This is a genomic window from Paraburkholderia phymatum, from assembly GCF_038900715.1.
In the GTDB taxonomy this organism is placed as follows: Bacteria; Pseudomonadota; Gammaproteobacteria; order Burkholderiales; family Burkholderiaceae; genus Paraburkholderia; species Paraburkholderia phymatum_A.
This window is the reverse complement of record NZ_JAYMRZ010000008.1, coordinates 47,529-72,982: the sequence shown is the minus strand read 5'-3', so window position 1 is coordinate 72,982 and position 25,454 is coordinate 47,529. Positions and strand designations below refer to the sequence as shown.

The window sequence follows — 25,454 nt, the reverse complement described above, 5'->3', positions numbered from 1 at the left end:
CAATCGACGAACGAACGAATGCGCAGATTTGTCGAAATACAGATGAGGGAATTCTTTCGGATAGCCGACGATGCGTTGCCTTGCTCGCCTACACCATAGGCAAGCATCGACACGCGGCGTTCACGCAAAACGGCCGTTGCCTTCGGTGGGATCGATGCTCGGTTCGTCCTCTTCATGCTCGCGTTGGCGCTTGCTGGCGGCGCTGCGTTTGGACGACAGCAGCGTGGCAGTCCGGGATGGCGTGCGCGTGTCGCCGGCCGTTGCCGGGGCCTCGTCGGAATCGTGGGCGATGGCGGCGGCTTTCGCGGCTGCCACGCGCGCGGCAACTTGCGCGGCGTTATCGTCATCCGCGCTTTCGAGCGTACCGACGGCTGCGAGCACGGCAGCGGAATCGGCGGGGCGCGCGAGATCGATCGGCGCGAGCGTTTCGCGCGACTTGCCGGATGCGGCGAGCGCGGCATCGTTTTCCGCCGGTGTGGCCGGCTCGCGCGCGGCGGAAGAATCGTTGGAAGAGCCGGTGGAAGGGCCGGTGGAGGACTCGGCACGTGACACGCCAGATGACGCAGCAGGCGATCCGGCGCGAGACCTGAGCGCCGCCGGCGCCGTCTGCCGCATGCGATTGCTCGAGCGCGCGACGCGTTGCAGCGCTTCGTTCAGCGCGTCCGGTTCGCGCGGCGCGCGCAGCCGGTCGACGATGCTCGCCGCCTTCACCTGCTCGCTGGTCGCGCCGAAGCTCAGGACCGCGCGACGCATCAGCTCGCTGACGCTGATGCCGAGGTTGTCCGCCGTCGCGGAGATGGCGCGTTTCTGGGCGGGCGTCACGAAGACGACAATGCGTTCGCTGGGCTTGTTCATAGATCGGCTCGCGTTCTTTGTTGGTGTCGAACTGCGGAGGAATCCGGGCAGGGTGCGAGGCCTGCTTGGCGCGCGTCGAACCATCATAAGACTAAATCGTGGCGCGCGGTGGCGCGCCGCTTCAAATCGGGCGGACTGCAAAATGGCTGTCGCATCAACGGGTTGCCCGAGTTGCAGGGATATTGTCCACAGGGCTTTGCACAATTTCTGTTGATAACCGCACAAGCGCGCCACGGTGGGGCTCGCGCGCTGTTTTTGCACATCAGGGCACGATCATGAGGGAATTCTTACAAAAAAATCACGATCGACGCGGCTTGATTTCTTTAAAATGCGCTGTTACGTTGCGCCAGAACCTGTCTGAGCGTGCCGTGCGGCCGGTCTGAACGGGGTAGGCACACGGCGCCGCGCGGCGGCAGTCGCCGGGCAGAAACAGGCGTCGCGCGCAGTATCATTGCAGGGCCGCCGGTGGCGCCGCGAATCCGCGCGAATGCTGCCGCGTCGGCGGATGGGCGTCGCACCGGCGCGCAACAGTGTGCCGCCGCCGTCCGTTCGGGCGCGCGACGCACGCCACGACCACGATTCGAGCGCACCGCGCGTGCATAGCCGGCGTGTAGGAAAGCGCCAATCATTCCAGTCATGCCAATCATCAAACGACCGCATTCTTCCCACCCTGGCCGCGAGCCATCTTTCGGCAACAACGACAACCCGAGCCGCGACTATCGCCACGCGCAGCGCGAAGAAGACGACGGCGACGACCGCGGCCGGCGCGGCGGCCGCTCGATCTTCGGCACGATCGCGCTGTGGTTCGTCGGACTGTTCGCGACGCTGGCGGTGGTCGGCGCGCTGATCGTCGGCTACGCACTCGTCGTGATGGGGCCGCAGCTTCCGTCGCTCGACGCGCTGACCGACTACCGTCCCAAGGTGCCGCTGCGCATCTATACGGCGGATCACGTGCTGATCGGCGAGTTCGGCGAGGAGCGGCGCAGCCTCGTGCGCTTCCAGGACATCCCCGACGTGCAGAAGAAAGCCGTGCTCGCGATTGAGGACTATCGCTTCTACGAGCATGGCGGCGTCGACTTCATCGGCATCCTGCGCGCGGGCTTCGCGGACATCATGCACGGCGGCTCGTCGCAAGGCGCGAGCACGATCACGATGCAGGTCGCGCGCAACTTCTTCCTGTCGAGCGAGAAGACGTACACGCGCAAGATCTATGAAATGCTGCTCGCGTACAAGATCGAGCGCGCGCTCACGAAGGACCAGATTCTCGAGCTGTACATGAACCAGATCTATCTGGGCGAGCGTGCTTACGGCTTTGCGGCTGCCGCGCGTGTGTACTTCGGCAAGGACCTGAAAGACATCTCGCTCGCCGAGGCAGCGATGCTCGCGGGCCTGCCGAAGGCGCCGTCCGCGTACAACCCGGTCGTCAATCCGAAGCGCGCGAAGATCCGCCAGGAATACATCCTGAAGCGGATGCTCGATCTGCGCTACATCACGCCGGAACAGTACAACCAGGCCGTCAAGCAGGAGATCCACACGAAGACGGCGGGCAACGAGTACAGCGTGCATGCCGAGTACATCGCGGAAATGGTGCGTCAGATGATGTACGCGCAGTACAAGGACGAGACCTATACGCGCGGCCTCAGCGTCACGACGACGATCGATTCCGCCGACCAGGAAGCCGCCTACCACGCGGTGCGCAAGGGCGTGATGGATTACGAGCGCCGTCACGGCTATCGCGGTCCCGAAGGTTTCGTCGAATTGCCCGCTGCCGGCGACGAGCGCGACGAGGCGATCGAAGATGCGCTCAACGATCATCCCGACAACGGCGAGATCGTGGCCGCCATCGTGACCTCGGCGACGCCGAAGGAAGTGAAGGCGCAACTGCTCGACGGCACCCAGGCGAGCATCAAGGGCGATGGGCTGCGCTTTGCGGCGGCTTCGCTGTCGCCGCGCGCGGCGCAGGCGCAGCGCATGCGTCCGGGCTCGATCATCCGCCTGATCGCGGATGCGAACGGCAACTGGCAGATCACGCAGTTGCCGCAGGTGGAGGGCGCGCTCGTGTCGATGACGCCGCAGGACGGCGCGATCCGCGCGCTCGTCGGCGGCTTCGACTTCAACAAGAACAAGTTCAATCACATCACGCAGGCATGGCGCCAGCCGGGTTCGAGCTTCAAGCCGTTCATCTATTCGGCGGCGCTCGACAAGGGCCTCGGACCGGCGACGATCATCAACGACGCGCCGCTGTACTTCCCGCCGAGCGCGCCGGGCGGCGACGCCTGGGAGCCGAAGGACGACGACCAGCCCGACGGTCCGATGCCGATGCGCCTCGCGCTGCAGAAGTCGAAGAACCTCGTGTCGATCCGCATCCTGTCGTATATCGGCACGAAGTACGCGCAGGACTATGTGACGCAGCGCTTCGGCTTCGACGCCGACAAGACGCCGCCGTATCTGCCGATGGCGCTCGGCGCGGGGCTCGTCACGCCGCTGCAATCGGCGGGCGCGTATAGCGTGTTCGCGAACGGCGGCTACCGGATCAATCCGTATCTGATCGGCGAAGTCGACGATGCGCACGGCCAGCCGATCTCGCGCGCGCAGCCGCTGACGGCGGGCCGCGACGCGCCGCGCACGCTCGACCCGCGCAACGCGTACATCATGAACAGCCTGCTGCACTCGGTCGCGACCGGGGGCACGGGCGCGGGGACGAACGTGCTGCACCGTAGCGACCTGCAGGGCAAGACGGGTACGACGAACGATGCGAAGGACGGCTGGTTCGCCGGTTATCAGCAATCGCTCGTGGCCGTCGCGTGGATGGGCTATGACCAGCCGAAGTCGCTCGGCAGCCGCGAATTCGGCGCACAGCTCGCGCTGCCGATCTGGGTCGACTACATGCAGCGCGCGCTGCGCGGCGTGCCGCAGGCCGAGCCCGAAATGCCCGCGGGCGTGACGAGCGTCGACGGCGAGCTGTTTTATGCGGACATGACGCCGGGCAATGGCTTCATCGCGAGCATCGGCATGGATTCGGCGAATCCGCTCGCGAGCGGCGGCGATGCCGTCGGCACCGTGGGTCCGGCGGGCATGACGCCGCCTGCGCCGCCGCCGCCGAACGTCACGTCATCGGAGAAGAAGCAGATCATGGATCTGTTCGAGTCGAACAAGCCTTGATCGCTTGAGCCTCAATGGAAGACGCGCCCGTGGTGAAAATCACGGGCGCGTTTTTTTGTGCGGGTGTCAGTGGCGGATCAGTCGGAGATTAAGGTGCGCGCTCAACGGGTTAGCGCGATTGTCCAGGTGTTATCAACAAGGCTGTGCACGGAATCTGTTGATAACAAACGATGACGAGCGCGAGCGCACCCGTCGAGTGCTTTTCGGGCAAGGCTGCGCAATCTGCATCGCGGGACAAAACCGCTGACGCCTCAATGCCTTATCCCGCTTGTCCCGGCGTTCTCAACAAGATCGTCCCCAGAAACTGGGGATAACCTCATGCGGCTCGATCACTGCGCAGCCGTCGCCGCGCCCGTCGATGCCGACGCCGCGCGCGCATCGTCGACGGGCGGATTGCCCATCGCCTGAAAGAGCGCGGCCGTGTCGTTCAATCGCGCGCCCGTGTAGCGGATCTCGTCGAGCCGTGCATTGCGATACTGCTGCTCGCTCGATCTCGCTGCCGTCACGGGCACGGCGCCCAGACGATAGCGCGCCGATGTCTCGTCGAACGAACGCTGCGCCGTTTGCGCCGCGATATTGGCCGCATCGAGCGACTGTGTGTCGTGCTCGAGCGCGGCGAGCGTATCGGCGACGTTCTGGAACGCGGCGAGCACGGTCTGCTTGTATTGCGACACCGAGGCTTCATACGATGCGACGGCCGCGCGCCGTTGCGCGAACAATGCGCCGCCGTGGAAGATCGGCTGCGTCAGCGATGCGCCGAGGCTCCAGATCGCTCCCGCGCCCGATACCGCGACGGGCCAGCTGAACCCGCCTTGTCCCATCGACGCGTTCAGCGTCAGGCTCGGAAACATCTGCGCCGTCGCGACGCCGACTTCGGCGGCGGCCGCCTTGAGCGTCGCGTCGGCGGCTTCGATGTCGGGGCGCGCCCGGAGCAGATCGGACGGCACGGACACGGGCACCTGTTGCGGCACGTGCAGCGACGCGAGATCGAGTGGCGGCGGCGCCTGGTCCGGCGTGCGGCCGAGCAGCACAGCGAGCGCATGACGCGTCGTCAGCAGCTGCTGGCGCGCGGCGGGCAGGCTCGCGGCAAGCGACGCCGCGCTTTGCTGCGCATTGAGCAGATCGCTGTGCGGCACCGCGCCGAGTTCATAGCGGCGCTGCGTGTCGCGCGCCTGATCGTTGGCGAGCGCAACGAGGCGCTCGGTCGTCTGGACCTGCGCATCGAGCATCGACGCCGAAATCGCCGCCGTCACGATGTTCGCGGCCAGCGCGCGCCGCGCCGCATCGAACTGATACGTCTGCACGTTCACGCGCGATGCGAGCGCCGCATTCGCAAGCCGCGATGCGCCGAAGATGTCGAACGTGTACTGCGCCTGCAACTGGCCGACGAACACGTTGTACAGAAACGTGTTCGGCCCGGCTTGGGGAATCCCGAGCGCGCGTTGCCGCGCGGCCTGGCCGCCCGCATCGATGGACGGCAGCATGTTGCTGCCGATCTGCGCGCGCAACTGCTCGCGCGCGGCCGTCAGGTTCTTGTCGGCGGCGGCGAGCGTCGGACTGTTGCGCAAGCCTTCGTCGACGAGCGCATTCAGCTCGTCCGACTGGAACGTGCGCCACCATTGCGGCACCGCTTTCGCACCGGCGACGAACTGCTGTGTGACGCCTTGTGCAGGCACCGTTTGCGTCGGCAGTGGATCGGCGCCGTAGTGCGCGGGCTCGGGCATCGCCGGCGGCGTGCCGTTCGGGCCGAACGAGCACGCCGTGGCGAGCAGCGAAGCGGCGGCCAAAGCGATAACGCTACGGGTGATCGAAGGGAGGCTCATGATCAATTCCCCGAATGTTCGGACGGCTCGGGCCGCGGATCGCGTTCGTCGCCGCGCACGCGGAACCACGCGGCGTACAGCGCGGGCAGATAGAACAGCGTGAGCACCGTCGCGCTCGTGATACCGCCCATCAGCGCCGTCGCCATCGGGCCGAAGAAGTTCGAGCGCAGCAGCGGGATCAGCGCGAGCACGGCGGCCGCCGCCGTCAGCGTGATCGGGCGGAAGCGCCGCACCGTCGCGCCGACGATCGCATCGAAGCGCTTGTGTCCTTGCGCGATGTCCTGCTCGATCTGATCGACGAGAATCACCGAGTTGCGCATGATGATGCCGAACATCGCGATCACGCCGAGCATCGCGACAAAGCCGAACGGCTTGCCGAACAGCAGCAGCGTCGCGACGACGCCGATCAGCCCGAGCGGCGCGGTCAGCACGACCATCAGCACGCGCGCGAAGCTCTGCAACTGGATCATCAGCAGCGTCAGCACCGCGATGATCATGATGGGCATCTGCGCGTTGATCGACGTTTGCCCCTTCGCGCTTTCCTCGACCGATCCGCCGATCTCGATCCGGTAGCCGACGGGCAGCGCCGCGCGAATCTGCGCGAGCTGTTTGTCGACGGCACGCGTGACGTCGATGCCCTGCGCGTTGCCGCGCACATCGGACTGCACGGTGATCGTCGGTTGGCGGTCGCGTTCCCAGATCACGCCGTATTCGAGATCGCTGCGCAGCCGGCCGAGCGTGCCGAGCGGCACCGAGCCGTTGGGCGTCGGCATCGCGAGCGTCAGCAGTTGCGACGGGTCGACGCGTTCGTTCTGCGGCGCGCGCAGATCGACGCTGATCAGCTTGTCGCGCTCGCGGTACTGCGTGACCGTGTACCCCGATAGCGTCATCGCGAGAAAGCTCGATACGTCCGCCGACGTGATGCCCAGTTCGCGCACCTTCTTCTGGTCGACTTCGAAGCGCACCGAGCGCTCGGCCGGTTCGTCCCAGTCGAACTGCACGTTTGCCGTGCCGGGATTCGCGCGCATCGTCGCCGCTACTTTCTCGGCGATCGAGCGCACCGTCGCGATGTCGTCACCGCTTACGCGGAACTGCACGGGATAGCCGACGGGCGGACCGTTCTCGAGGCGCGACAGGCGCGTGCGGATCGCGGGGAAGTCGTTGCGCAGTTTCGGCTCGAGCCAGCGCGCGAGCTTCTCGCGATCCTCGACGGTCTTCGCGGTGATCACGAACTGCGCGAAGTTCGGCGTCTGCAATTGCTGGTCGAGCGGCAGATAGAAGCGCGGCGCGCCCGAGCCGACGAAGTCCACCGAGTGATCGATTTCGGGCCTGCCTTCAAGGGCTTTTTCGATGCGCTGCGCCTGACGCAGCGTCGCGTCGAACGAGGCGCCTTCGGGCAGGCGCACATCGACGAGCAGCTCGGGCCGGTCCGAGCTCGGAAAGAACTGCTGCGGCACGAGCGTGAAGCCCGCCAGCGACACGACGAACAGAATGACGGTGATCGCGAGCACGACGAAGCGCCGCTCGATGCACCAGCTGATCCAGCCCGTCAGCCGCCGATAGAAGCGCGTTCCATAGATGTCGTGCTCGTGGTCGTCGGGCTCGTGCGCCTGACGCTTGCGCTCGGGCAGCATGTGATAGCCGAGCATCGGAATCAGCACGACGGCGGCGAGCCACGATGCAATCAGCGCAATCGCCGACACTTCGAAAATCGAGCGCGTGTATTCGCCCGTGCTCGACTTCGCGAGCGCGATGGGCAGAAAGCCCGACACGGTGACGAGCGTGCCCGTCAGCATCGGGAACGCCGTGCTCGTGTACGCGAACGCCGCGGAGCGCGTGCGGTTCCAGCCCTGTTCGAGCTTCACGGCCATCATTTCGACGGCGATGATCGCATCGTCGACGAGCAGGCCGAGCGCGAGCACGAGCGTGCCCAGCGAGACCTTGTGCAAGCCGATATCGAACAGATACATGCACAGCGCGGTGACGGCGAGCACGACGGGAATCGAGATCACGACGACCATCCCGGTGCGCACGCCCAACGACACGAGACTCACGATCAGCACGATCAGCACCGCTTCGGCGACGGCTTCGAGGAAATCGTCGACGGAGCGCGAGACCGCGTGCGGCATGCTCGACACTTCGACGAGCTTCAGTCCCGCGGGCAGATGCGCCTGCAGCTCCGTCATCTTCGCGTCGAGCGCCTTGCCGAGCTGGATCACGTCGCCGCCCGGCTGCATCGTCACGCCGATGCCGAGCACCGGCTTGCCCTGAAAGCGCATTTGCGTGACGGGCGGATCGTCGTAGCCGCGCCTGATCGTCGCGATATCGCCGAGCCGGAACGAGCGGCCGTTGATGCGGATCAGCGTGTCGGCGAGCGCGTTCAGATCGTTGAATTGCCCCGTCGGACGCACGAACACACGGTCGTCGTGCGTCGTCAGCGTGCCGGACGGCGACACGCTGTTCTGCGAATTGATCGCCTGCGCGAGCTGTTGCGGCGTGATGCCGAGGCGCGTCAACTGCGTGTTCGCGATTTCGACGTAGACGTGCTGATCGGGATCGCCGAAATAGTCGACCTTCGCGACGCCCGGGACGCGCAACAGCACCGTGCGCAGTTCGTCCGCGTAGTCGTGCAGTTGCGCCGCCGAGAAGCCATCGCCTTCGAGCGTGTAGATGTTCGTGTAGACGTCGCCGAATTCGTCGTTGAAGAACGGGCCCTGGATGCCGGGCGGCAAGGTCTGCGCGATGTCGCCGACTTTCTTGCGCACCTGATACCAGGTTTCCGGCACATCCTTGACGGGCGCGGAGTCCTTCATCGTGAAGAAGATCAGCGATTCGCCGGGGCGCGAATAGCTGCGCAGAAAATCGATCGCGGGTGTTTCCTGCAACTTGCGGCCGATGCGGTCAGTGACCTGTTCCTGCACCTGGCGCGCGGTCGCGCCTGGCCAGAAAGTGCGGATCACCATCACGCGGAACGTGAACGGCGGGTCTTCCGATTGCGCGAGCTTCGTATAGGCGAGGATGCCGAACGCCGTCGCGAGCGTGATCAGAAAGACGACGAGCGCCTGGTGGCGCAGCGCCCATGCGGACAGGTTGAAGCGTCCTTCCTCGTTCTGCGCCGTGCTCATGACGCGAAATCCTCGGGGTGCAGCGGCGGCACGACGCGGACTTTTTCTCCCGCCGTCACCGTATGCACGCCTTGCCACACGACACGTTCGCCCTCGTTCAGGCCTTGCGTGACCGCGATGGTCCGCTCGGTGTAATGCGCGACCTGCACGCGACGCAGTTCGAGCTGATCGCTGCCGGCGCGCACGACCCACACGGCGGGCGTCGGGCCGTCATGAAAGAGCGCGGTGGAGGGCAGCGTGAACGACGCGGGCTGGCTGCTGGCGTGGTCGCGGGCGAAGTCGATGTCGGCCGTCATGCCGAGACGCACGTCTGGGCCCGGATGATCGAGCGTGAGCTTCGCGCGATACGTGCGGCTCTGCGGATCGGCGGCGGGCGACAGTTCGCGCACGCGCGCATCGAACGTGCGGCCGGGCAGCGCGCCGAGCTTGACGTTCGCTGCCTGTCCGACACGCAGCGACGCGAGCGCGCCTTCGGGCACGTCGCAGACGACGTCGACGTCGCCGGACCATGCGAGGCTGTACACGGCCTGTCCCGCCGATACGTTCTGCCCCGTGTCCGCCTGTTCGGCCGTGATGACGCCCGCGTGATCGGCGGCGAGCGTCGCGTATTGCAACTGGTCCTTCGCGAGCGCGGCCTGCTGGGCGGCCTGGTCGCGCTGCGCGGCCGCCGACGCATACGCGTCTTCCGTCTGTTCCAGTTGCGTCTGCGCGATCAGGTTCTCGTGCGCCTGCGCGCGGTCGCGGTCGAGTTGCTGCTTTGCATAGACGAGCCGGTGCTGCGCCGCTTCGAGTTGCGCGGCGGCGCTCGCGGCGTTCTTCTGCGCGCCGGCGGGATCGAGCCGCGCGACGACCTGGCCGTTCTGCACTACGTCGCCAAGACGCACGCGGCGCTCGATGATCTTGCCGGCGATACGGAACGACAGCGGCGTCGAATAACGCGCCTGCACTTCGCCGGGCAGCGACGCCGCGAGCGGCAGTCCGTCCGCATGCACCGCGACTGCCACCACGGGGCGCGGCGCGGGCGCGGCGGCTTCCTTGTTGTGGCACGCGGCGAGCGTCAGCGCGCCTGCGACGACGAGCGCGCCGATCGTCGCATGACGCAGCAAGGGCAAAGACAGGGAAGATGAAGCGAGGCGGAACGGCTTGCGCGCGCGAGACGACGCGCCACGACGGGAACGATTCACGATGCCTCCGGGCTGGAGAAGCAAACGAATACGGCAAGCCAGAGGCTACCGACGACGTGCTGCTGAATGATTTGCTGAATGTTTTTCGAAGCGTGCTGCAACCGGCCTGCGCGCTCTGCGATTCAACTTGCATCGCATCGAGGCCCGTAATTTCACTCATTGATCGAGATGGTGCCCTGCATTCTAATACACAGGTGTATCTGAATGCAAAACTGAATCTCGGGACGGATCGATGCTAGACTGTTAAATATGAAACGCAAACGACTCACGCGAGAACAGAGCAAGGACCAGACGCGTCTGCGTCTGCTGGATGCTGCGCAGGCCATTTTCATGAAGAAGGGGTTCGCTGCGGCGAGCGTCGAAGACATCGCCGGGGCGGCGGGCTACACGCGCGGCGCGTTCTACTCGAACTTCCGCAGCAAGCCCGAGCTCTTTCTGGAACTGCTGCGGCGCGACCATGAGTCGATGCAGGCGGAACTGCACAGCATCTTCGAAGAAAACGCGACGCGCGAAGAAATGGAAGCGAACGTGCTGCGTTACTACAGCCGTCTGCCGCGCGACAACAAGTACTTCCTGCTATGGGTCGAAGCGAAGCTGCTCGCCGCGCGCGACGCGCGATTTCGCGTGCGCTTCAACGCGTTCCTGCACGAAAAGGTCGAACAGCTGACCGAGTACATCACCGAGTTTTCGGTGCGCGTCGGCACGCCGCTGCCATTGCCTGCGGAAACGCTGGCGCTCGGGCTGATGGGCCTGTGCGACGGCATGCAGTTTTTCTTTACCGTCGATCCGCAGAACATCTCGGGTGAGCGCGCGGAAGAGGTGCTGGGCAACTTCTTCGCGCGTGTTGTGTTCGGCAGGACGATGGGGTAGAGGGCGGCCATTGCAGCGCGGATGAAGTGCGACTGCTCGTGCCGCGCTTCATCGGTCGCAGCGCAACGCGCTCATCGATATCAGATCCACACGTCGTTGGCGGCCGTCCGGTCGCTGCTCTCGTCGCCTGTGTTCTTCACGCCGCGCGGTTCGATCAACAGCAGCTTCACTTCTTTTTCGGCGTAGGGCTTGTGCTCCTTGCCCTTTGGCACGACGAACATTTCTCCCGCCGACAGATGCACGGCGCCGTCACGAAAGTCGATGCGCAGATCGCCTTCCAGCACGATGAAGGTTTCATCCGTTTCCGCGTGTTCGTGCCAGATGAAATCGCCTTCGATCTTGACGATCTTGAACTGGTAGTCGTTCATTTCGGCGACGACGCGCGGCTGCCACTGCTCGTGAATGCGGGCGAGTTTATTGGCGAAATTGACGGGCTCGAATCGGGTGGGCTGATCGGTTGCGGCGGGCATGGCGTCTCCTCCATTGAAGTCCATGCGACGGAGTGTAGGCGTGCGCGCTCGCGGGCGTCTTGAACGTTTGTGCGCGCGAGGCGTGATGAACCTGCGCTGAACCGCACCGAATCCGTTTTCAGCGGGACTGGCTTCTGAGCATCTTCAGCCAGCGCGACGGCGTCACGCCATACGCCGCCATGAAGTGCCGCGTCATATGGCTCTGGTCCGCGAAACCCGCGGCGGCCGCCGCGTCCGCGAGCGTCTGGCCGCGCAGCAGCGCTTCTCGCACGGCGTCGAGGCGGCGCATCGTCAGATAACGATGCGGGCTTGTGCCGAAGAATGCGCGGAAATCGCGCGACAGGCTCCAGCGGTCCCGGCCGCTTGCCGCAGCCAGTTCGTCGAGTGTGACGGGACGCTCGAGCGCCGCGTGCAGATAATCGCGCGCGAGCAGCGCAGCGCGGAAATCGGCGGACGCGCGCAACGGCCGTGCGCCCGACACCGCATCGAGCGCGTGCGCGAGATCGTAGATCGCGTCGTCCTGTTCGAGCGGGTCCAGCGCGGCGTCGATGCCTTGCAGCAGCGTCTGCGTCGCGGCGGCAAGGCGCGGATCGTCCGACAGCCCGCCTTCGATGAACGGCAGCGGCTTGCCGCCGAGCGCCGCCTGAAAGAGCGCCGGCTCGACGTACACCATCCGGTAGCGAAAGCCCTCGTCGGTGCCGGCCTGGCCGTCGTGAGTCTCGTCCGGGTGCAGCACGATCGTGCCGCCCGGCAGGCTGTTGCACACGCCGCGTCGATAGTGGAAGCTCTGCACGCCCGCGAGCGTGCGACCGATCGCATAGGTATCGTGCCGATGCAGCGCGTAGCCGTTGTGCTGGAAGAAGGCTTCGATGCGCTCGACGCCGCCCTGTGTGGGCGCGCGGCGAATCCAGTCGCGCTTGCCGTGAACATCCGGCTCGGGCCGCTGCTCTGCCCGCCGCGACCGTTCCCGAATCGCGGACGCCTCGCGCGCGCCTCGCTCGTGCCGCATCTTCAGCCCGTCAGATGCCAAGACCGGGGCCGAAATTGCTGCCGATCAGCTTCGTCACGGAGTCGATATCCGCGTAGTCCTGCTCGGGCAGGCCGTCGAGCATCGCGAGCACTTCGTTGCTTGCGCCTGCTTCGCGCGCCGCGTCGACGAGCGCGTCCTTGTTCAGCGGATAGCTGACGCCGTGCAGAACGTCGGCGATCTGCAAGTCGATCGATTCGCGGGGGATGGCTGATGCCGTCATGCTCGCGCTCCATTGTTCTGAAAGTTATCGACACGAACGGGACGATCCGTCGATCCCGTGCGCACGGTCACGTCTGCAGATGCTCGTCCTGCGCCTTGAAGCCGCGCTCCAGATGCCGCGATTTCGGCAGCGCGATATGTTCCCATCGCTCCGGCCGGATATCGGTCTGGGCCGCGACGTCCGGCGCGGCGGGCGCGACGGGGGCGGCATTGGCGCGGGCGGCGGCTATGTCGAACGTGCTGTCCGTCGCCGTATGCACCGGCGCGGCGAAACACGAGGCCGACAACGTCACCATGGTCAACAGCGTCGAGGTTTTCATCGCTCGACCTCCTATTCCAGGCAGCGCAGGAACATCACGCAAGCGTTATGCCATTCCGATGGCGACGGATTGGCGCCCGCCTGGCGCGGCTGCCGTCTGCAAGCGCCGCGCATCTTTCGCATATTACGCCAGTTATTTTTACAAGCGCTGATGGCGCGTCACGGGAGCGCGCGCGTCGCGGGCCTGGCATTGATTTTTCGGAAGATTTCGCCGCGAGCGGTCGTGCCGCCAATCCAGCGGGCGCAAGGCCGCGCGTGGCGTCGCGCATTAGGTATGTAGAAAGCGGTTGGCGTTAACCCCGTAGCGTCGCGTTGCGCGCGCGTCTCGAGGACGTGGGCGTGGAGGCCTTCAGCGCAGCGCGTCGAAGCGCGTCCACGGCCACGACGGCCTGTCGTGCATATAGCCGTTCAGCCAGTTCCATTGCGGATGGCGTTTCATGAACGCCTGCGCGTCGAATGGGCGCCCGCACGGATGACCCCAGCGCGCGTCGAACGCCATCTCGCGCGCCATCTCGCTGTCGACGACCTTGCCGTCGTTCGCGCCCCAGGGATTGAACGGACCGTGATCCGAGCCGCCGAAGCGCTGGTCGTCGAGTTCGAGATGGCCGCAGATCGTCCGCGAGCACGGATTGTCGGGGCGGTCGAGATAGACGTCGTGATGATCCGCGATCATGGCCTTCGCCAGTTCGACGTCGATCCGCCCGCGATGCGTTTCTTCCAGCTGCATGAAGCGCAGCCGCCGCGCGCCGTTCTTGCGCACGTCGGTATAGTCCTCGCCTTCGCCCGTGCATTCCTGGTTGCGGATCTTAAGGTCGGTCGCCGTGTTGTAGCCGCTGTAAAAGCCGTCTTTCGTGCTTTCGAAACCCGAATAGTGCAGGCCGAGTTCATAGCGGGCGATCTCGCCCGTCTTGATGTCGCCGAGCAGCCAGCTGTTCGCATAGCCGCCGTTGTTCGAGAGCGCGAACATCTCGCACCATTCGCCGATGCTGTTCGCATATTGCGTCGCGCGCCGCGAGCGATAGAACTCCGGCGCGCCCGCCGCGTTGTAGCCCGCGAAGTTCGAGATCGTCGTCTCCGTCACCATCAGGCCCGCCGACGTGACCCAGAAATCCGTCAGGCTCGAAATGCAGCCGGGCAGCCCTTGCATCAGGATGCGGTTGCCCGCTTCGGGGACGATGTCGAACACGACGTTGAACGCGTCGCCTGCCGCGTAGCGGTCCCACGAGTTGTGCGCCATCACGATGCGGCCGTCGCGCGTCGCGCTGCCTGTCGCGATGAACGCGCTGCAATGATGCCCGCGCCGGCCGCGCCACGGCTTGAGGCCGAGCTGCGGCTTCTGCTGCGCGGCGTGCTGCGGCCACCAGCTTTGCAGCAGATCCATATAGCCGTTCCACGCGAGCACTTCGGCGAACGGCAGCTTCGCGCCGTCGGCGATGCCCTGGATTTCGTCGGTGAATTCATGATCGAGGTGCGGCGCGAACTGCTCGACGGCGGCGTTGACGAACGTGTCGAAATCTTCGCCTGTGTCCCATTTCGCGAGATAGCGCGCAGTGTGGATCGCGTTCTGGATTTCAGCGGCGAGCAGCTGGCCGTGCTGTTCGCCGCGGTCGTACGGCTCGCCTTCTATGTGCACGAAGATCCAGCCTGCATGATCGCGGCGCACGGCATCGATGGACGGTTCGCTCATCTTCGCTCCCGTTCGTAGAGCGCGGCATCGCCGCCGGCGTTGCTCAGCGCCGTGTATCGCGGGATGCGGCCTGCGGCTCGTCTATGGTCAATTCATTGTAGAGAAATTGCCGGGCTTTGCCATGCGCCGAACGGGCGATGCGCTGGCGGGCAAACGCAGGCAAACATAGGCGAGCACAGCCAGGCGCAGGCGGGCAAACACAGGCGAGCGCGGCCAGGCGCTGGCGGGCAAACACAAGCAAACGCAGGCAAGCACAGCCGGGCGCAGGCAGGCGCAGGCACGCAAACGCAGCCAGGCGCTGGCAGAAAGACGCTAGCGCGCGGGGTTCATGCGGAAGTACGCATCGAGCAGCGACGTCTTGTAGACGACGCCCGCGAGCGTCGGGCGCGCGGTGCTTTCGACGACGGGCAGCCGTTCGCCCTGGAACGCCATGAAGTGCTGAAGCGCGACGCCGAGCGGCATGTCGGGCGTGAGCACGTCGAAGTGCGGCTGCAGATAGTCGGCGGCCGTCCTGGCGGACGTGTCGGTCCGGTCGAGCAGATCGGAGGTGATGTCCTTCAGCGCGACGACGCCCAGAAAGCAGCCGCTTTCGTCCGTCACGTACAGATACTTGACGGGGTACTCGAGGAACACGCGCGTCATGTCGTGCACCGTCGCGTTGGGCAGCACGACGGTTTGCGGCGGACGGATCAGCTCGCGCATCTGCGTCGCGCGCAGGCGCATGCGTTCCTGCTCCTCGCGGTTCCGGTGCAGCGTGATCTCGTACATCGACGTCTTGCCGATCGCGCGCGCCACGAAGTACGCGACTACGCACGACACCATCAGCGGCAACACGACCTGATAGCTCAACGTCATTTCGAAGATCATCAGGATCGCCATCAGCGGCGCCTGTGTCGCGCCCGCGAGGAATGCGCCCATGCCGACCATCGCGTACGCGAACGGCGCGGACGTCGCGTGCGGCCAGAGTGCGTTCATGCCCAGCCCGAAGAGCGAGCCGAGCGTCGCGCCGACGAAGAGCGTCGGCGTGAACACGCCGCCGACGGCGCCCGAGCCGACGGTCGCCGCCGTCGCGATGACCTTGAACGCGAGCACGACGACGAGCGCCGTCCACGTCCACGGCGAATGAAGGATGGAGTTCACGACGCTATAGCCGTTGCCCCACACTTCAGGCGTCCACGTAGACAGAATGCCGACGATCAGACCGCCGAGCGCGAGCCGGATGGGCAACGGCACGGGCAGGCGCCGGAAGGCGGACTTGCTGGTGTCGATGAGCCGCAGAAACTGCGGCGCGGCCGCGCCGCACAGCAGGCCGAGCGCGACGAAGAGCAGCACTTCGAGGCCCGCGACGGGCGGAAACACGGGCATCTCGTAAGGCGGCTTGTAGCCGGCGAACTCGCGCATCACGATGTTCGCGACCACCGACGACACGACGACGGGCCCGAAGCTTTCCATTGCGATCGAACCGAGCACGATCTCGGTGACGAAGAACGCGCCCGCGATGGGCGCGCTATACGCCGACGTGATACCCGCCGCCGCGCCGCACGCGACGAGCAGGCGCAGGCGTGGCGGATCGAAATGCACGAGGCGGCCGATCAGCGATGCGCCGAGCGCCGCGAGCTGCACCATCGGGCCTTCGCGGCCGATCGAGCCGCCGCTCGAAATCGTGAACAGCGACGATACGCTGCGCCACAGGCTCACGCGCACGGGCACGACGCCATCGCCGATCACGACGGCTTCCATGTAATCGGTATGCAGTTTCTTGTCGACGCCGCGTTGCGCGAGCAACAGCAGCCCGCCCGCGATGAGGCCGCCGAACGCGGGCAGCACGATGCGCATCGCGATGGGCAGACGTCGTGCCATTTCGACGAGACTGCCGTCCTGTCCGGTGAATATGCGTTGCAACAGCGCGATGCCTTCGCGAAACGCGATCGTCGCGAATGCGCCCGCGATGCCGACGATCACCGACCACACCAGCATCGTGTGCGCATCGGACAGACGGAACAGGTTGGCCGCGCGCGTGCGCAGTCGGAGCAGAAATGAAAGCACGGAAGAAACGGGCGTCTGAATTGTTGGTTTGGCGCGCTGAATGATATCGGACAGTGCGCGACGAAAGTTTCAGGGGCGGCGCGCCTCGCTCGCATGCGCGCCGCTTCGTTGGGACAGGAGGGCGGTTCAGCTCATGTCAGCGGACATCCTTGTCGAGTTCGGGGTAGTGCCGGAACACACAGGTTTCGTTGTACGACAGGCGGCGTTCCGACGCGAGATACGCGGCGATATTCGGGCGCTTGAGCACCGCGTCGTGCAGCGCGGCGAGGCGCGGGTAGTGCTCGCCGAAATGCTTCATCGCGCGCGGAAATGCATAGTGCAGACCGTCGATCAGCTGGAACATCGACAGGTCGACATAGGTGAGCGTATCGCCGACCATGTGCCTGTCGCCGGCCGGGTTCTGCTTCAGCACGCGCTCGAAGTAGCGCATGAACTTCGGGATGCGATGGTCGATGAAATCCGTCGCGCGGATTTTCGCGGCCTCTTTCTGCTCCTCGTAGTACATGCCCGACGCGAGCGGGTGATGCGTGTCGTGGGCTTCCGTGACCACGTCGGCGATCGTCAGTTGCAGGCCGTTCGCGACGTAGCGCAGGCTCTCGACCTGCGGCGCGAGATTCAGCTTCGGCCCGAGGTAGAACAGGATGTTCGCGGTCTGCGAAACGATCAGGTCGCCGTCGCGCAGAAACGGCGGCGCGAACGGCGGGTAGGCTTCCGCCCGGCTGTCCATCACGTCGATCATCGCGCCTGTGCCGAGCCCGTCCTGTTCGTCGCCGCGCGCCACCTCGACGTAGTCCGCGCGCGCTTCTTCCAGTGCGAGCCGCACGAATTCGCCGCGGCCTTGCAGTCCGTCCCAGTAATAGAGTTGATAAGTCATCGATCGGTCCTCACTCGGTTGTCGGCGGCGTCGTCGAACGCCATCCATGCACACGGTCGGGAGCTAGAAGTATGCCGCGCGATGCTTGCAGTTTGCGTGTCGGGCGCAGTATGGGAATGAGCCGGTGCGTGCGCGAGCGACGCTTGCATACACGCTGAAAGCACAAAAGCCCCGCACGCGGCGAGGCTGATGTGATCGGATTGCCCGCTTAGCCGAGCAGATGCTGGACCAGCCATGTGATACCCAGACCGCCGGCGAACAGCCACACGTACAGGATCAGGCCCGTCGTCAGTGCGCGGGGACCGGCTTCGCGAATCTGCGAGAGGCGCGTTTCGATGCCGAGCGCTGTCATTGCCATCGTGAGCGCGAAGGTGTCGAGCATGTTGAGCGTGCTGGTCGCGGCCTCCGGCAGGATGTGCAGCGAGTTCACCGCGACGCAGCCGAGAAAGCCGAGCGCGAACCAGGGCACGGCGAGCTTGCGCGGCGCGTGACCGGCTTCGCCGTGCTGACCCTTTGCAGCGCGCGCCGAGCGGCTCACCCACATGCCGACGACGAGCAGCACGGGCACCAGCAGCATCACGCGGGTCATCTTGACGATGGTCGCGATATGCGTCGCCTCGGGGCTCACGTTGCTCGCGGCGCCCACCACTTGCGCGACTTCGTGGATCGTGCCGCCGAAGAACAGGCCGACGCCCGTCGTATCCAGATGCAGAATGCCGGCGCGCAGCAGAGCGGGGTAGAGGAACATCGACAGCGTGCCGAACAGCACGACGCTGCCGACGGCCATTGCGCTCTTGTGCGGCTTCGATTGCAGCGTCGACTCGAAGGCGAGCACGGCGGCCGCGCCGCAGATCGCGCTGCCCGCTGCCGTCAGCAGCGCGCTGTCGCGGTCGAGCTTCATCAGCTTCATCCCCGCCCATGTGCCGATCGCGAGCGTGCTGACGACGATCAGCAAGGACTCGGCGAGGCCCGGCAGGCCGACCTGCGCGATCTCCTGAATGCTCACGCGCAGCCCGAAGAACGCGACTGCGATGCGCAACAGCTTGCGCGCCGAAAAATTGACGCCGGCTGCCCAGCTGTCGGGCATGCCGTCTTTCAGGGCATTGCCGTAGATCATCCCGCCGACGATGCCGACGATCAGCGGGCTGATGCCCAGCCCGGCGATCGACGGAATCGCGGCGATGCGGGTGACGGCCGCGGCGAACAAAGCGACGAACAGGATGCCGTTGATCTGACCGCGCGTCGACGATGACGCGGGAAGCGAGCGGGTGGACTGGGTGGAAATGGTGGACATTGGACTTCGACCTTTCAGAAGCTGCTTGACTCGATGGCTTAATCCTAAAATACATATATCGATATGAGAAATCGTGATTTAGAATGTGTGGTATCGGCTAGCCTGATACTTTTCTCACCATGACCCCTGACCAGCTTATAACGTTCGCCGCCGTCGCCGAGCATCGCAACATCAGCCGCGCTGCACTCGCGCTGCATCTGTCGCAACCCGCCGTGTCGGGCCAGTTGCGCCAGTTGCAGGACGAATTCGGCGAGCCGTTGTACCTGCGCGACGGCCGCGGCGTGCGGCTGACGCCCGCCGGCGAGCAGCTGGCGAGCTACGCGGCGCGCCTGCGCGACACGTATCGCCAGGCCTACGCGTATCGCGACGCGCTGCGCGGGATGGAGCAGGGCACGCTGCGCATCGGCGCGAGCACGACGCCCGCGAGCTATCTGCTGCCGTATCTGATCGCCGCGTTTCAGCGCCGCCACCCCGACGTCACCGTACATACGGACGACGGCAATACGGCCGATATCGTCGGCGCGCTCGGTTCGTTCGATATCGCGCTGGTCGAAGGGCATGTGGGCGCCGAGCTGCCGCCCGATACGGCCGTGCATCCGTGGCACGAGGACGAGATCGTCGCAATCATGCCGCGCTCGCATCCGCTCGCAGCCGCCGACTTGCAGGCCGTGACGCTCGCCGACCTGAGCCCGCATCCCGTTGTGTTGCGCGAGGAAGGCTCCGGCGTGCGGCAGCTGATCGAGCGCGCTTTCGCGCGGGCCGGCGTGCCGATGCGCGTCGCGCTGGCGATCGCGGGCGTCGAGGGCGTGAAAGAGGCCGTGCGCGCGGGAATGGGCGTCGGCTTCGTGTCGGCGATGTCGATGCGTCACGAGGACGAAGTGCTGTTCCGCCTGCCGCTCGGTCCCGAGCCGCTGACGCGCCGTTTCTCGATTCTCGTGCCACATGCGAGCGCGCCGTCGCGCATCGTCGGCCGCTTTCTCGAACTGTGCCTGAACGGCGACGCTCGCCCTCCAGCAGCCGGTTCCTAGATTGAGGGATTACCACTATGGCGCGTGCGCGCCGGGCAGCGCAGTATTTGCAACCAGCGCTACCGCGCTTTTTTAATTCCTCCTTTTGGAACCGATTCCAAAGGCGTTTTTGAGCAATTAGAGCAGGTGTTTCACATGTCGGAAGTCGTCATCGTCGCGAGTGCATTTGGGGTCGACGCGATCCGCAGGGACGGTCATCACGCGTGGCTGAAGACGGCCGCGAAAGCGGGCGCGGCCGGCTTCGAGGTGCGGCGCGAGCTGTTCGCGCTCGAAGCGGAAGCGTCGCCCGAGGCGCTTTCCGCGCTGGGCAAGACGATCGCCGCGCAAAACCTGTGGTCCGTGTACTCGACGCCCGTCGAGCTGTATGCGCCGGACGGCGCGCTCGAAGAAGCCGCGCTGCGCCAGGCGCTGATCGAAGCGACGGCGCTCGGCGCGCGCTTCGTCAAGCTGCAGTTGGGCGGCTTTGCGGGGCGCGCATATGACGAGGCGATCGCGAAGTGCACGAAGGGCGTCGCGGCGCGGCTCGTCGTCGAAAACGGGCAGATGGAGCGAGGCGGCTCGCTCGCGCAGTTCGAAGCGCTTTTCGATGTGCTCGCCAACGACGGCGGCTATCAAGGCGGAAAGCCGGTGCTCGGCATGACGTTCGACATCGGCAACTGGCAGTGGCCGGGCGTCGATCCCGTCGAAGCGGCCCGCAAGCTCGCGGATCACGTCGAATACATCCACTGCAAGGCCGTCACGGGCGAAGGCGCGCGCCGTTTCGCCGTCGCGCCCGCCGCCGACGATCCCGTTTTCGCGGCCGCACTTGCGCTTTTGCCGCGCGATGTGCCGCGCGGCATCGAATTCCCGTTCGACGCGGCCCGGATCGCGGAGGACGCGTCGCATCACGTCGCGCGGCTCGCGTCCGCCTGAAAGCGGCGAGCGCGGACGGCATCAACAGGAGAAGCCATGCATCCGACACTCGATGTCATCACCTACGGCGAAGCGATGGCGATGTTCGTCGCGGCCGAAACGGGCTCGCTCGCGGGCGTCGGCCAGTTCACGAAACGCATTGCGGGCGCCGATCTGAACGTCGCGATCGGCCTGTCGCGCCTCGGCTTCAAGGTGGGCTGGATGAGCCGCGTCGGCAGCGATTCGTTCGGCCGGTACGTGCGCGACACGCTGGCGAACGAAGGCATCGACCAGGGTTGCGTGACGACGGACGCGTGCTATCCGACGGGCTTTCAGCTCAAGTCGAAGAACGACGACGGCAGCGATCCCGCCGTCGAGTATTTCCGCAAGGGCTCGGCGGCGAGCCATCTGTCGCTCGACGACTATGTGGCGGACTACGTGCTGGGCGCGCGCCATCTGCATCTGACGGGCGTCGCGCCCGCGATTTCGGCGACTTCGCGCGAACTGGCATTCCATCTGGCGCGCGAAATGCGCAACGCAGGCAAGACGATTTCGTTCGACCCGAACCTGCGCCCGACGCTGTGGCCGTCGCGTGAAGCGATGGCGGCCGCGCTGAACGAACTCGCGACGTTCGCCGACTGGGTGCTGCCCGGCATCGGCGAAGGCGAGATTCTGACGGGCTACACGAAAGCCGACGACATCGCGCAGTTTTACCTGGACCGCGGCGCGAAGGGCGTGATCGTCAAGCTCGGCGCGCAAGGCGCGTATTACCGCACGGCGGCCGGTTCGGGCATCGTCGCGGCGCAGCGCGTCGAGAACGTCGTCGATACCGTCGGCGCGGGCGATGGCTTCGCCGTCGGCGTGGTGAGCGCGCTGCTCGAAGGACGCGCGCTGCCGGAGGCGGTGGCGCGTGGCAACCGCATCGGCGCGCTGGCGATCCAGGTGATCGGCGATTCGGAAGGCCTGCCGACGCGCGCCGAACTCGATGCGCTCGAGCGCGGCAATCCGGCGCAGCCCGCGCTGGCCGCGTGACGTTTCTCGGCGTTCAGCAAACCGGTTCAGCAACCAATACGACAACAACAAGAAGGTGCACGCCGCGCGCCCGATCCGATTCAGGGCACACGGCAGCACACCGACAGACCGGGCCGGGAAACCGGCTCACGCCAGCAGATATTTTGCATGGGACGGGAGTAAGGGACTCAAGCCCCAACTCTCTTCGACAAAGGAGACATCGATGCCCTCATCACTCGCGATCCGCCGCTGGTGGACGATCATGCCGATCGTGTTCATCACGTACAGCCTCGCCTATCTCGACCGCGCGAACTACGGCTTTGCGGCCGCCGCCGGCATCAACCAGGATCTCGGCATCAGCAAAGGGCTGTCGTCGCTGATCGGCGCGTTGTTCTTTCTCGGCTACTTCTTCTTTCAGATTCCGGGCGCGATCTACGCGGAGCGCCGCAGCGTCAAGAAGCTCGTGTTCTGGAGCCTCGTGCTGTGGGGCGGCTGCGCGGCGCTAACGGGCATCGTCAGCAACATTCCGTCGCTGATGGTGATCCGCTTCGCGCTCGGCGTCGTCGAAGCAGCCGTGATGCCCGCGATGCTGATCTTCATCAGCAACTGGTTCACGAAGCGCGAGCGCTCGCGTGCGAACACATTCCTGATTCTCGGCAATCCCGTGACGGTGCTGTGGATGTCGGTCGTATCCGGCTACCTCGTGCATTCGTTCGGCTGGCGCCAGATGTTCATCGCGGAAGGCGCGCCCGCGATCGTGTGGGCCGTCTGCTGGTGGTTCATCGTGAAGGACAAGCCCGAGCAGGTGACGTGGTTGTCGGACGCGGACAAGAAGCAACTCGCCGATACGCTGCGCGCCGAGCAGGCCGCGATCAAGCCCGTGCGCAATTACGGTGAGGCGTTCCGCGAGCCCGCCGTCATCAAGCTGTGTGCGCAGTACTTCTGCTGGAGCATCGGCGTGTACGGTTTCGTGCTGTGGCTGCCTTCCATTCTGAAGAACGGCTCGTCGCTCGGCATGGTCGAAACGGGCTGGCTGTCGGCGCTGCCGTATCTGGCCGCGACGATCGCGATGCTCGCGGCGTCATGGGCATCCGATAAACTCAACAACCGGCGCGCGTTCGTGTGGCCGTTCCTGCTGATCGGCGCGGCGGCGTTCGCGGCTTCGTATGCGCTCGGCTCGACGCACTTCTGGATGTCGTATGCGCTGCTCGTGATCGCGGGCGCCGCGATGTACGCGCCGTATGGCCCGTTCTTCGCGATCGTGCCGGAACTGCTGCCGAAGAACGTCGCGGGCGGCGCGATGGCTCTGATCAACAGCATGGGCGCGCTCGGCTCGTTCGTGGGCTCGTATGTGGTCGGCTATCTGAACGGCGCGACGGGCTCGCCTGCTGCGTCGTATGTGTTCATGAGCGTCGCGCTCGTCGCCGCCGTCGTGCTGACGCTTGCCGTCAAGCCGCCGCGCGTGCAGAGCGCGGCTCTCGCCACTCCGTTGCAAGGAAAGTGATTCGATGAAGCGAAAGATCGTCGCATACAAGCCGCTGCCGGACGATGTGCTGTCGTATCTCCAGCAGCATGCCGACGTGGTGCAGGTGGACGCCGCGCAGCACAGTGCGTTCGTCGCCATGCTGAAGGACGCCGACGGCGCGATCGGCGCGAGCGTGAAGATCACGTCCGCGATGCTCGACGGCGCGACGAAGCTCAAGGCGCTCTCGACGATCTCGGTCGGTTACGACAACTTCGACGTCGACGATCTGACGAAGCGCGGCATCGTGCTCGCGCATACGCCCGACGTGCTGACGGAATCGACGGCGGACACCGTGTTCTCGCTGATTCTGGCGAGCGCGCGGCGCGTCGTCGAACTGGCCGACTGGGTGAAGGCGGGCGAGTGGAAGGCGAGCATTGGGCCCGCGCTGTACGGCGTCGACGTGCAGGGCAAGACGCTCGGCATCGTCGGGCTGGGGCGCATCGGCGGGGCCGTTGCGCGGCGCGCGGCGCTCGGCTTCAACATGAAGGTGCTGTACACGAACCGCAGCGCGAACGCCGAGGCAGAACAGCGTTACGGCGCGCGTCGCGTCGAGTTCGACGAACTGCTTGCCGCATCAGATTTCGTTTGCCTGCAGGTGCCGTTGACGCCCGAAACGCGTCACATGATCGGCGCGAACGAACTGCGCAAGATGAAGAAGAGCGCGATTCTGATCAACGCGTCGCGCGGACAGACCGTCGACGAAAACGCGCTGATCGAAGCGCTGCAGGCGGGCACGATCCACGGCGCGGGGCTCGACGTGTTCGACAAGGAGCCGCTCGACGCGAACTCGCCGCTCCTGAAGATGAACAACGTGGTCGCGCTGCCGCATATCGGCTCGGCGACGCACGAGACACGTCACGCGATGGCGCGCTGCGCGGCGGAAAACCTGGTCGGCGCGCTCGACGGCACGCTGAAGATCAACATCGTCAACCGCGACGTTCTCTCGCAATGAACACGCCGACGTCAGGCGCACCGCGCCGCGCCACCATCAGCGACGTCGCCCGCGAAGCCGGCACGGGCAAGACGAGCATCTCGCGCTATCTGAACGGCGAGCTGAGCGTGCTGTCGCCGCAACTGCGCGCGCGCATCGAAGCTGCGATCGAGCGGCTCGACTATCAGCCGAACCAGATGGCGCGCGGCTTGAAGCGCGGACGCAATCGCCTGATCGGCATGCTGGTCGCCGATCTGACGAACCCGTATTCCGTCGAGGTGCTGCAAGGCGTCGAGGCGGCTTGCCATGCGCTCGGCTACATGCCGCTCATCTGCCACGCGGCGAACGAAGTCGACATGGAGCGGCGCTTCCTGCAACTGCTGACGACGTACCGCGTGGAAGGTGTGATCGTCAATGCGCTCGGTGTGAGCGAGGAGACGTTGCGGCCCGTGGGCGGCGGGATTCCGGCCGTGCTGGTCGACCGCTCGGTGGAAGGGCTCGTCGCCGATATGGTCGGGCTCGACAACGAGGCGGCCGTGACGGTTGCGACGCGGCATCTCGTCGAACGCGGCTTCGATCGCGTGTGGTTCGTCGTGCAGCCGTTCGAGCGCGTCAGTTCGCGGCGTCTGCGCGAAGCGGCGTTTCATCGGGCGCTGACGCAGTATCCGCAGGTGAGCGGCCGAACGGTCGTAGTGGAACTCGACGATGCGGATGAGCTCGCGCAGACGCTCGCCGCGCTCGATGCCGCGATGGCAGAGCGGGAAAGTACCAGCGAAAAAAGCAGCGAAAAACGCGAAGGCGAAGCCACCAGGCCACGTGTCGCGCTCTTTGCCGCGAACGGCCCCGTCGCGCTGGCGCTTGCGCGCCATCTGAACCAGCGGCATGGCGCGGACTGGCAAAAGCGCGTTGCGCTGCTGTCGATCGACGATCCCGAATGGGCCGAACTCGCCGGCATCACGACGATACGCCAGCCGACCTACGACATCGGCTATCGGGCCGTCGAATATCTGCACGAACGCATCGACGGCGCGCAGGCAAGCGCGCGCGACTGCCTGCTGCCGGGCGAACTGATCGAACGCGCGTCGACGACGCGCTGATTTTTCGGGCGTT

General features: G+C 65.7%; 20 protein-coding genes. 8 read left to right on the top strand and 12 right to left on the bottom strand.

Annotation, left to right across the window (positions count from 1 at the left end; all coding sequences use genetic code 11):
- Nucleotides 1-120: 120 nt before the first annotated feature.
- Nucleotides 121-1,116, bottom strand: a complete 996-nt coding sequence (locus VSR68_RS16595; RefSeq protein ID WP_342940895.1) for a plasmid mobilization protein — start codon at nt 1,114-1,116, stop codon at nt 121-123.
- A 375-nt stretch (nt 1,117-1,491) separates the two neighbouring features.
- Between VSR68_RS16595 and VSR68_RS16590 the strand changes: the two genes are divergently transcribed.
- Nucleotides 1,492-4,017: a penicillin-binding protein 1A gene (locus VSR68_RS16590; RefSeq protein WP_342940894.1), complete on the top strand. Its 2,526-nt coding sequence runs from the start codon at nt 1,492-1,494 to the stop codon at nt 4,015-4,017.
- A 329-nt stretch (nt 4,018-4,346) separates the two neighbouring features.
- On the opposite strand, the gene VSR68_RS16585 is transcribed toward VSR68_RS16590, so the two are convergent.
- Genes VSR68_RS16585 through VSR68_RS16575 form a run of 3 tightly spaced genes read right to left on the bottom strand, consistent with a single transcriptional unit; the run spans nt 4,347 to nt 10,071 of the window.
- Nucleotides 4,347-5,840 (bottom strand): efflux transporter outer membrane subunit, encoded by a 1,494-nt coding sequence (locus VSR68_RS16585; protein WP_342940893.1) that lies wholly within the window; start codon nt 5,838-5,840, stop codon nt 4,347-4,349.
- Between the two features lie 2 nt (nt 5,841-5,842).
- Nucleotides 5,843-8,965, bottom strand: coding sequence for an efflux RND transporter permease subunit (locus tag VSR68_RS16580; protein ID WP_342940892.1), 3,123 nt, complete (start codon nt 8,963-8,965; stop codon nt 5,843-5,845).
- Nucleotides 8,962-10,071, bottom strand: a complete 1,110-nt coding sequence (locus tag VSR68_RS16575) for an efflux RND transporter periplasmic adaptor subunit (RefSeq protein WP_342941077.1) — start codon at nt 10,069-10,071, stop codon at nt 8,962-8,964. Before VSR68_RS16575 ends, VSR68_RS16580 begins: the two co-directional genes overlap by 4 nt.
- A gap of 327 nt (nt 10,072-10,398) precedes the next feature.
- On the opposite strand from VSR68_RS16575, the gene VSR68_RS16570 reads away from it, so the two are divergent.
- Nucleotides 10,399-11,019 carry a TetR/AcrR family transcriptional regulator gene (locus VSR68_RS16570; protein ID WP_342940891.1) on the top strand — a complete coding sequence of 207 codons (621 nt, stop codon included), beginning with the start codon at nt 10,399-10,401 and terminating at the stop codon, nt 11,017-11,019.
- A gap of 80 nt (nt 11,020-11,099) precedes the next feature.
- Here the strand turns inward: VSR68_RS16570 and VSR68_RS16565 are convergent, their stop codons facing one another.
- The 8 genes from VSR68_RS16565 to VSR68_RS16530 form a co-directional block, all read right to left on the bottom strand.
- A complete protein-coding gene (locus VSR68_RS16565) occupies nt 11,100-11,489 on the bottom strand; it encodes a cupin domain-containing protein (RefSeq protein ID WP_342940890.1) in 390 nt (129 codons plus the stop codon).
- A 118-nt stretch (nt 11,490-11,607) separates the two neighbouring features.
- Complete coding sequence (locus VSR68_RS16560) at nt 11,608-12,498, bottom strand: AraC family transcriptional regulator (RefSeq protein ID WP_342940889.1); 891 nt, start codon at nt 12,496-12,498, stop codon at nt 11,608-11,610.
- 10 nt (nt 12,499-12,508) lie between these two features.
- Entirely contained in the window at nt 12,509-12,739 is a 231-nt protein-coding gene (locus VSR68_RS16555) for a DUF2795 domain-containing protein (protein WP_342940888.1), read from the bottom strand.
- A 67-nt stretch (nt 12,740-12,806) separates the two neighbouring features.
- On the bottom strand, nt 12,807-13,058 hold the full coding sequence (locus VSR68_RS16550) for a hypothetical protein (protein ID WP_342940887.1): 252 nt from the start codon (nt 13,056-13,058) through the stop codon (nt 12,807-12,809).
- A gap of 348 nt (nt 13,059-13,406) precedes the next feature.
- On the bottom strand, nt 13,407-14,744 hold the full coding sequence (locus tag VSR68_RS16545) for a C45 family peptidase (RefSeq protein WP_342940886.1): 1,338 nt from the start codon (nt 14,742-14,744) through the stop codon (nt 13,407-13,409).
- Between the two features lie 312 nt (nt 14,745-15,056).
- Nucleotides 15,057-16,790, bottom strand: coding sequence for a ClcB-like voltage-gated chloride channel protein (locus VSR68_RS16540; RefSeq protein ID WP_342940885.1), 1,734 nt, complete (start codon nt 16,788-16,790; stop codon nt 15,057-15,059).
- A gap of 136 nt (nt 16,791-16,926) precedes the next feature.
- On the bottom strand, nt 16,927-17,664 hold the full coding sequence (locus tag VSR68_RS16535) for a glutathione S-transferase (RefSeq protein ID WP_342940884.1): 738 nt from the start codon (nt 17,662-17,664) through the stop codon (nt 16,927-16,929).
- A 208-nt stretch (nt 17,665-17,872) separates the two neighbouring features.
- Nucleotides 17,873-18,958, bottom strand: a complete 1,086-nt coding sequence (locus tag VSR68_RS16530) for a YeiH family protein (protein ID WP_342940883.1) — start codon at nt 18,956-18,958, stop codon at nt 17,873-17,875.
- Nucleotides 18,959-19,077: 119 nt separating this feature from the next.
- Here VSR68_RS16530 and VSR68_RS16525 point away from each other — a divergent pair, with 119 nt between their 5' ends.
- The 6 genes from VSR68_RS16525 to VSR68_RS16500 all read left to right on the top strand — a co-directional run bounded on the left by VSR68_RS16525 (nt 19,078) and on the right by VSR68_RS16500 (nt 25,441).
- Nucleotides 19,078-19,986 carry a LysR family transcriptional regulator gene (locus tag VSR68_RS16525; protein WP_342940882.1) on the top strand — a complete coding sequence of 303 codons (909 nt, stop codon included), beginning with the start codon at nt 19,078-19,080 and terminating at the stop codon, nt 19,984-19,986.
- Nucleotides 19,987-20,121: 135 nt separating this feature from the next.
- Nucleotides 20,122-20,898, top strand: coding sequence for a sugar phosphate isomerase/epimerase family protein (locus VSR68_RS16520; protein ID WP_342940881.1), 777 nt, complete (start codon nt 20,122-20,124; stop codon nt 20,896-20,898).
- 36 nt (nt 20,899-20,934) lie between these two features.
- Nucleotides 20,935-21,909 (top strand): sugar kinase, encoded by a 975-nt coding sequence (locus tag VSR68_RS16515; protein WP_342940880.1) that lies wholly within the window; start codon nt 20,935-20,937, stop codon nt 21,907-21,909.
- Between the two features lie 202 nt (nt 21,910-22,111).
- On the top strand, nt 22,112-23,392 hold the full coding sequence (locus tag VSR68_RS16510) for an MFS transporter (RefSeq protein WP_342940879.1): 1,281 nt from the start codon (nt 22,112-22,114) through the stop codon (nt 23,390-23,392).
- Between the two features lie 4 nt (nt 23,393-23,396).
- Entirely contained in the window at nt 23,397-24,365 is a 969-nt protein-coding gene (locus tag VSR68_RS16505) for a D-glycerate dehydrogenase (RefSeq protein ID WP_342940878.1), read from the top strand.
- Nucleotides 24,362-25,441, top strand: a complete 1,080-nt coding sequence (locus VSR68_RS16500) for a LacI family DNA-binding transcriptional regulator (protein ID WP_342940877.1) — start codon at nt 24,362-24,364, stop codon at nt 25,439-25,441. The genes VSR68_RS16505 and VSR68_RS16500 overlap by 4 nt, the downstream gene beginning before the upstream one ends.
- The last annotated feature ends 13 nt before the right edge of the window (nt 25,442-25,454 follow it).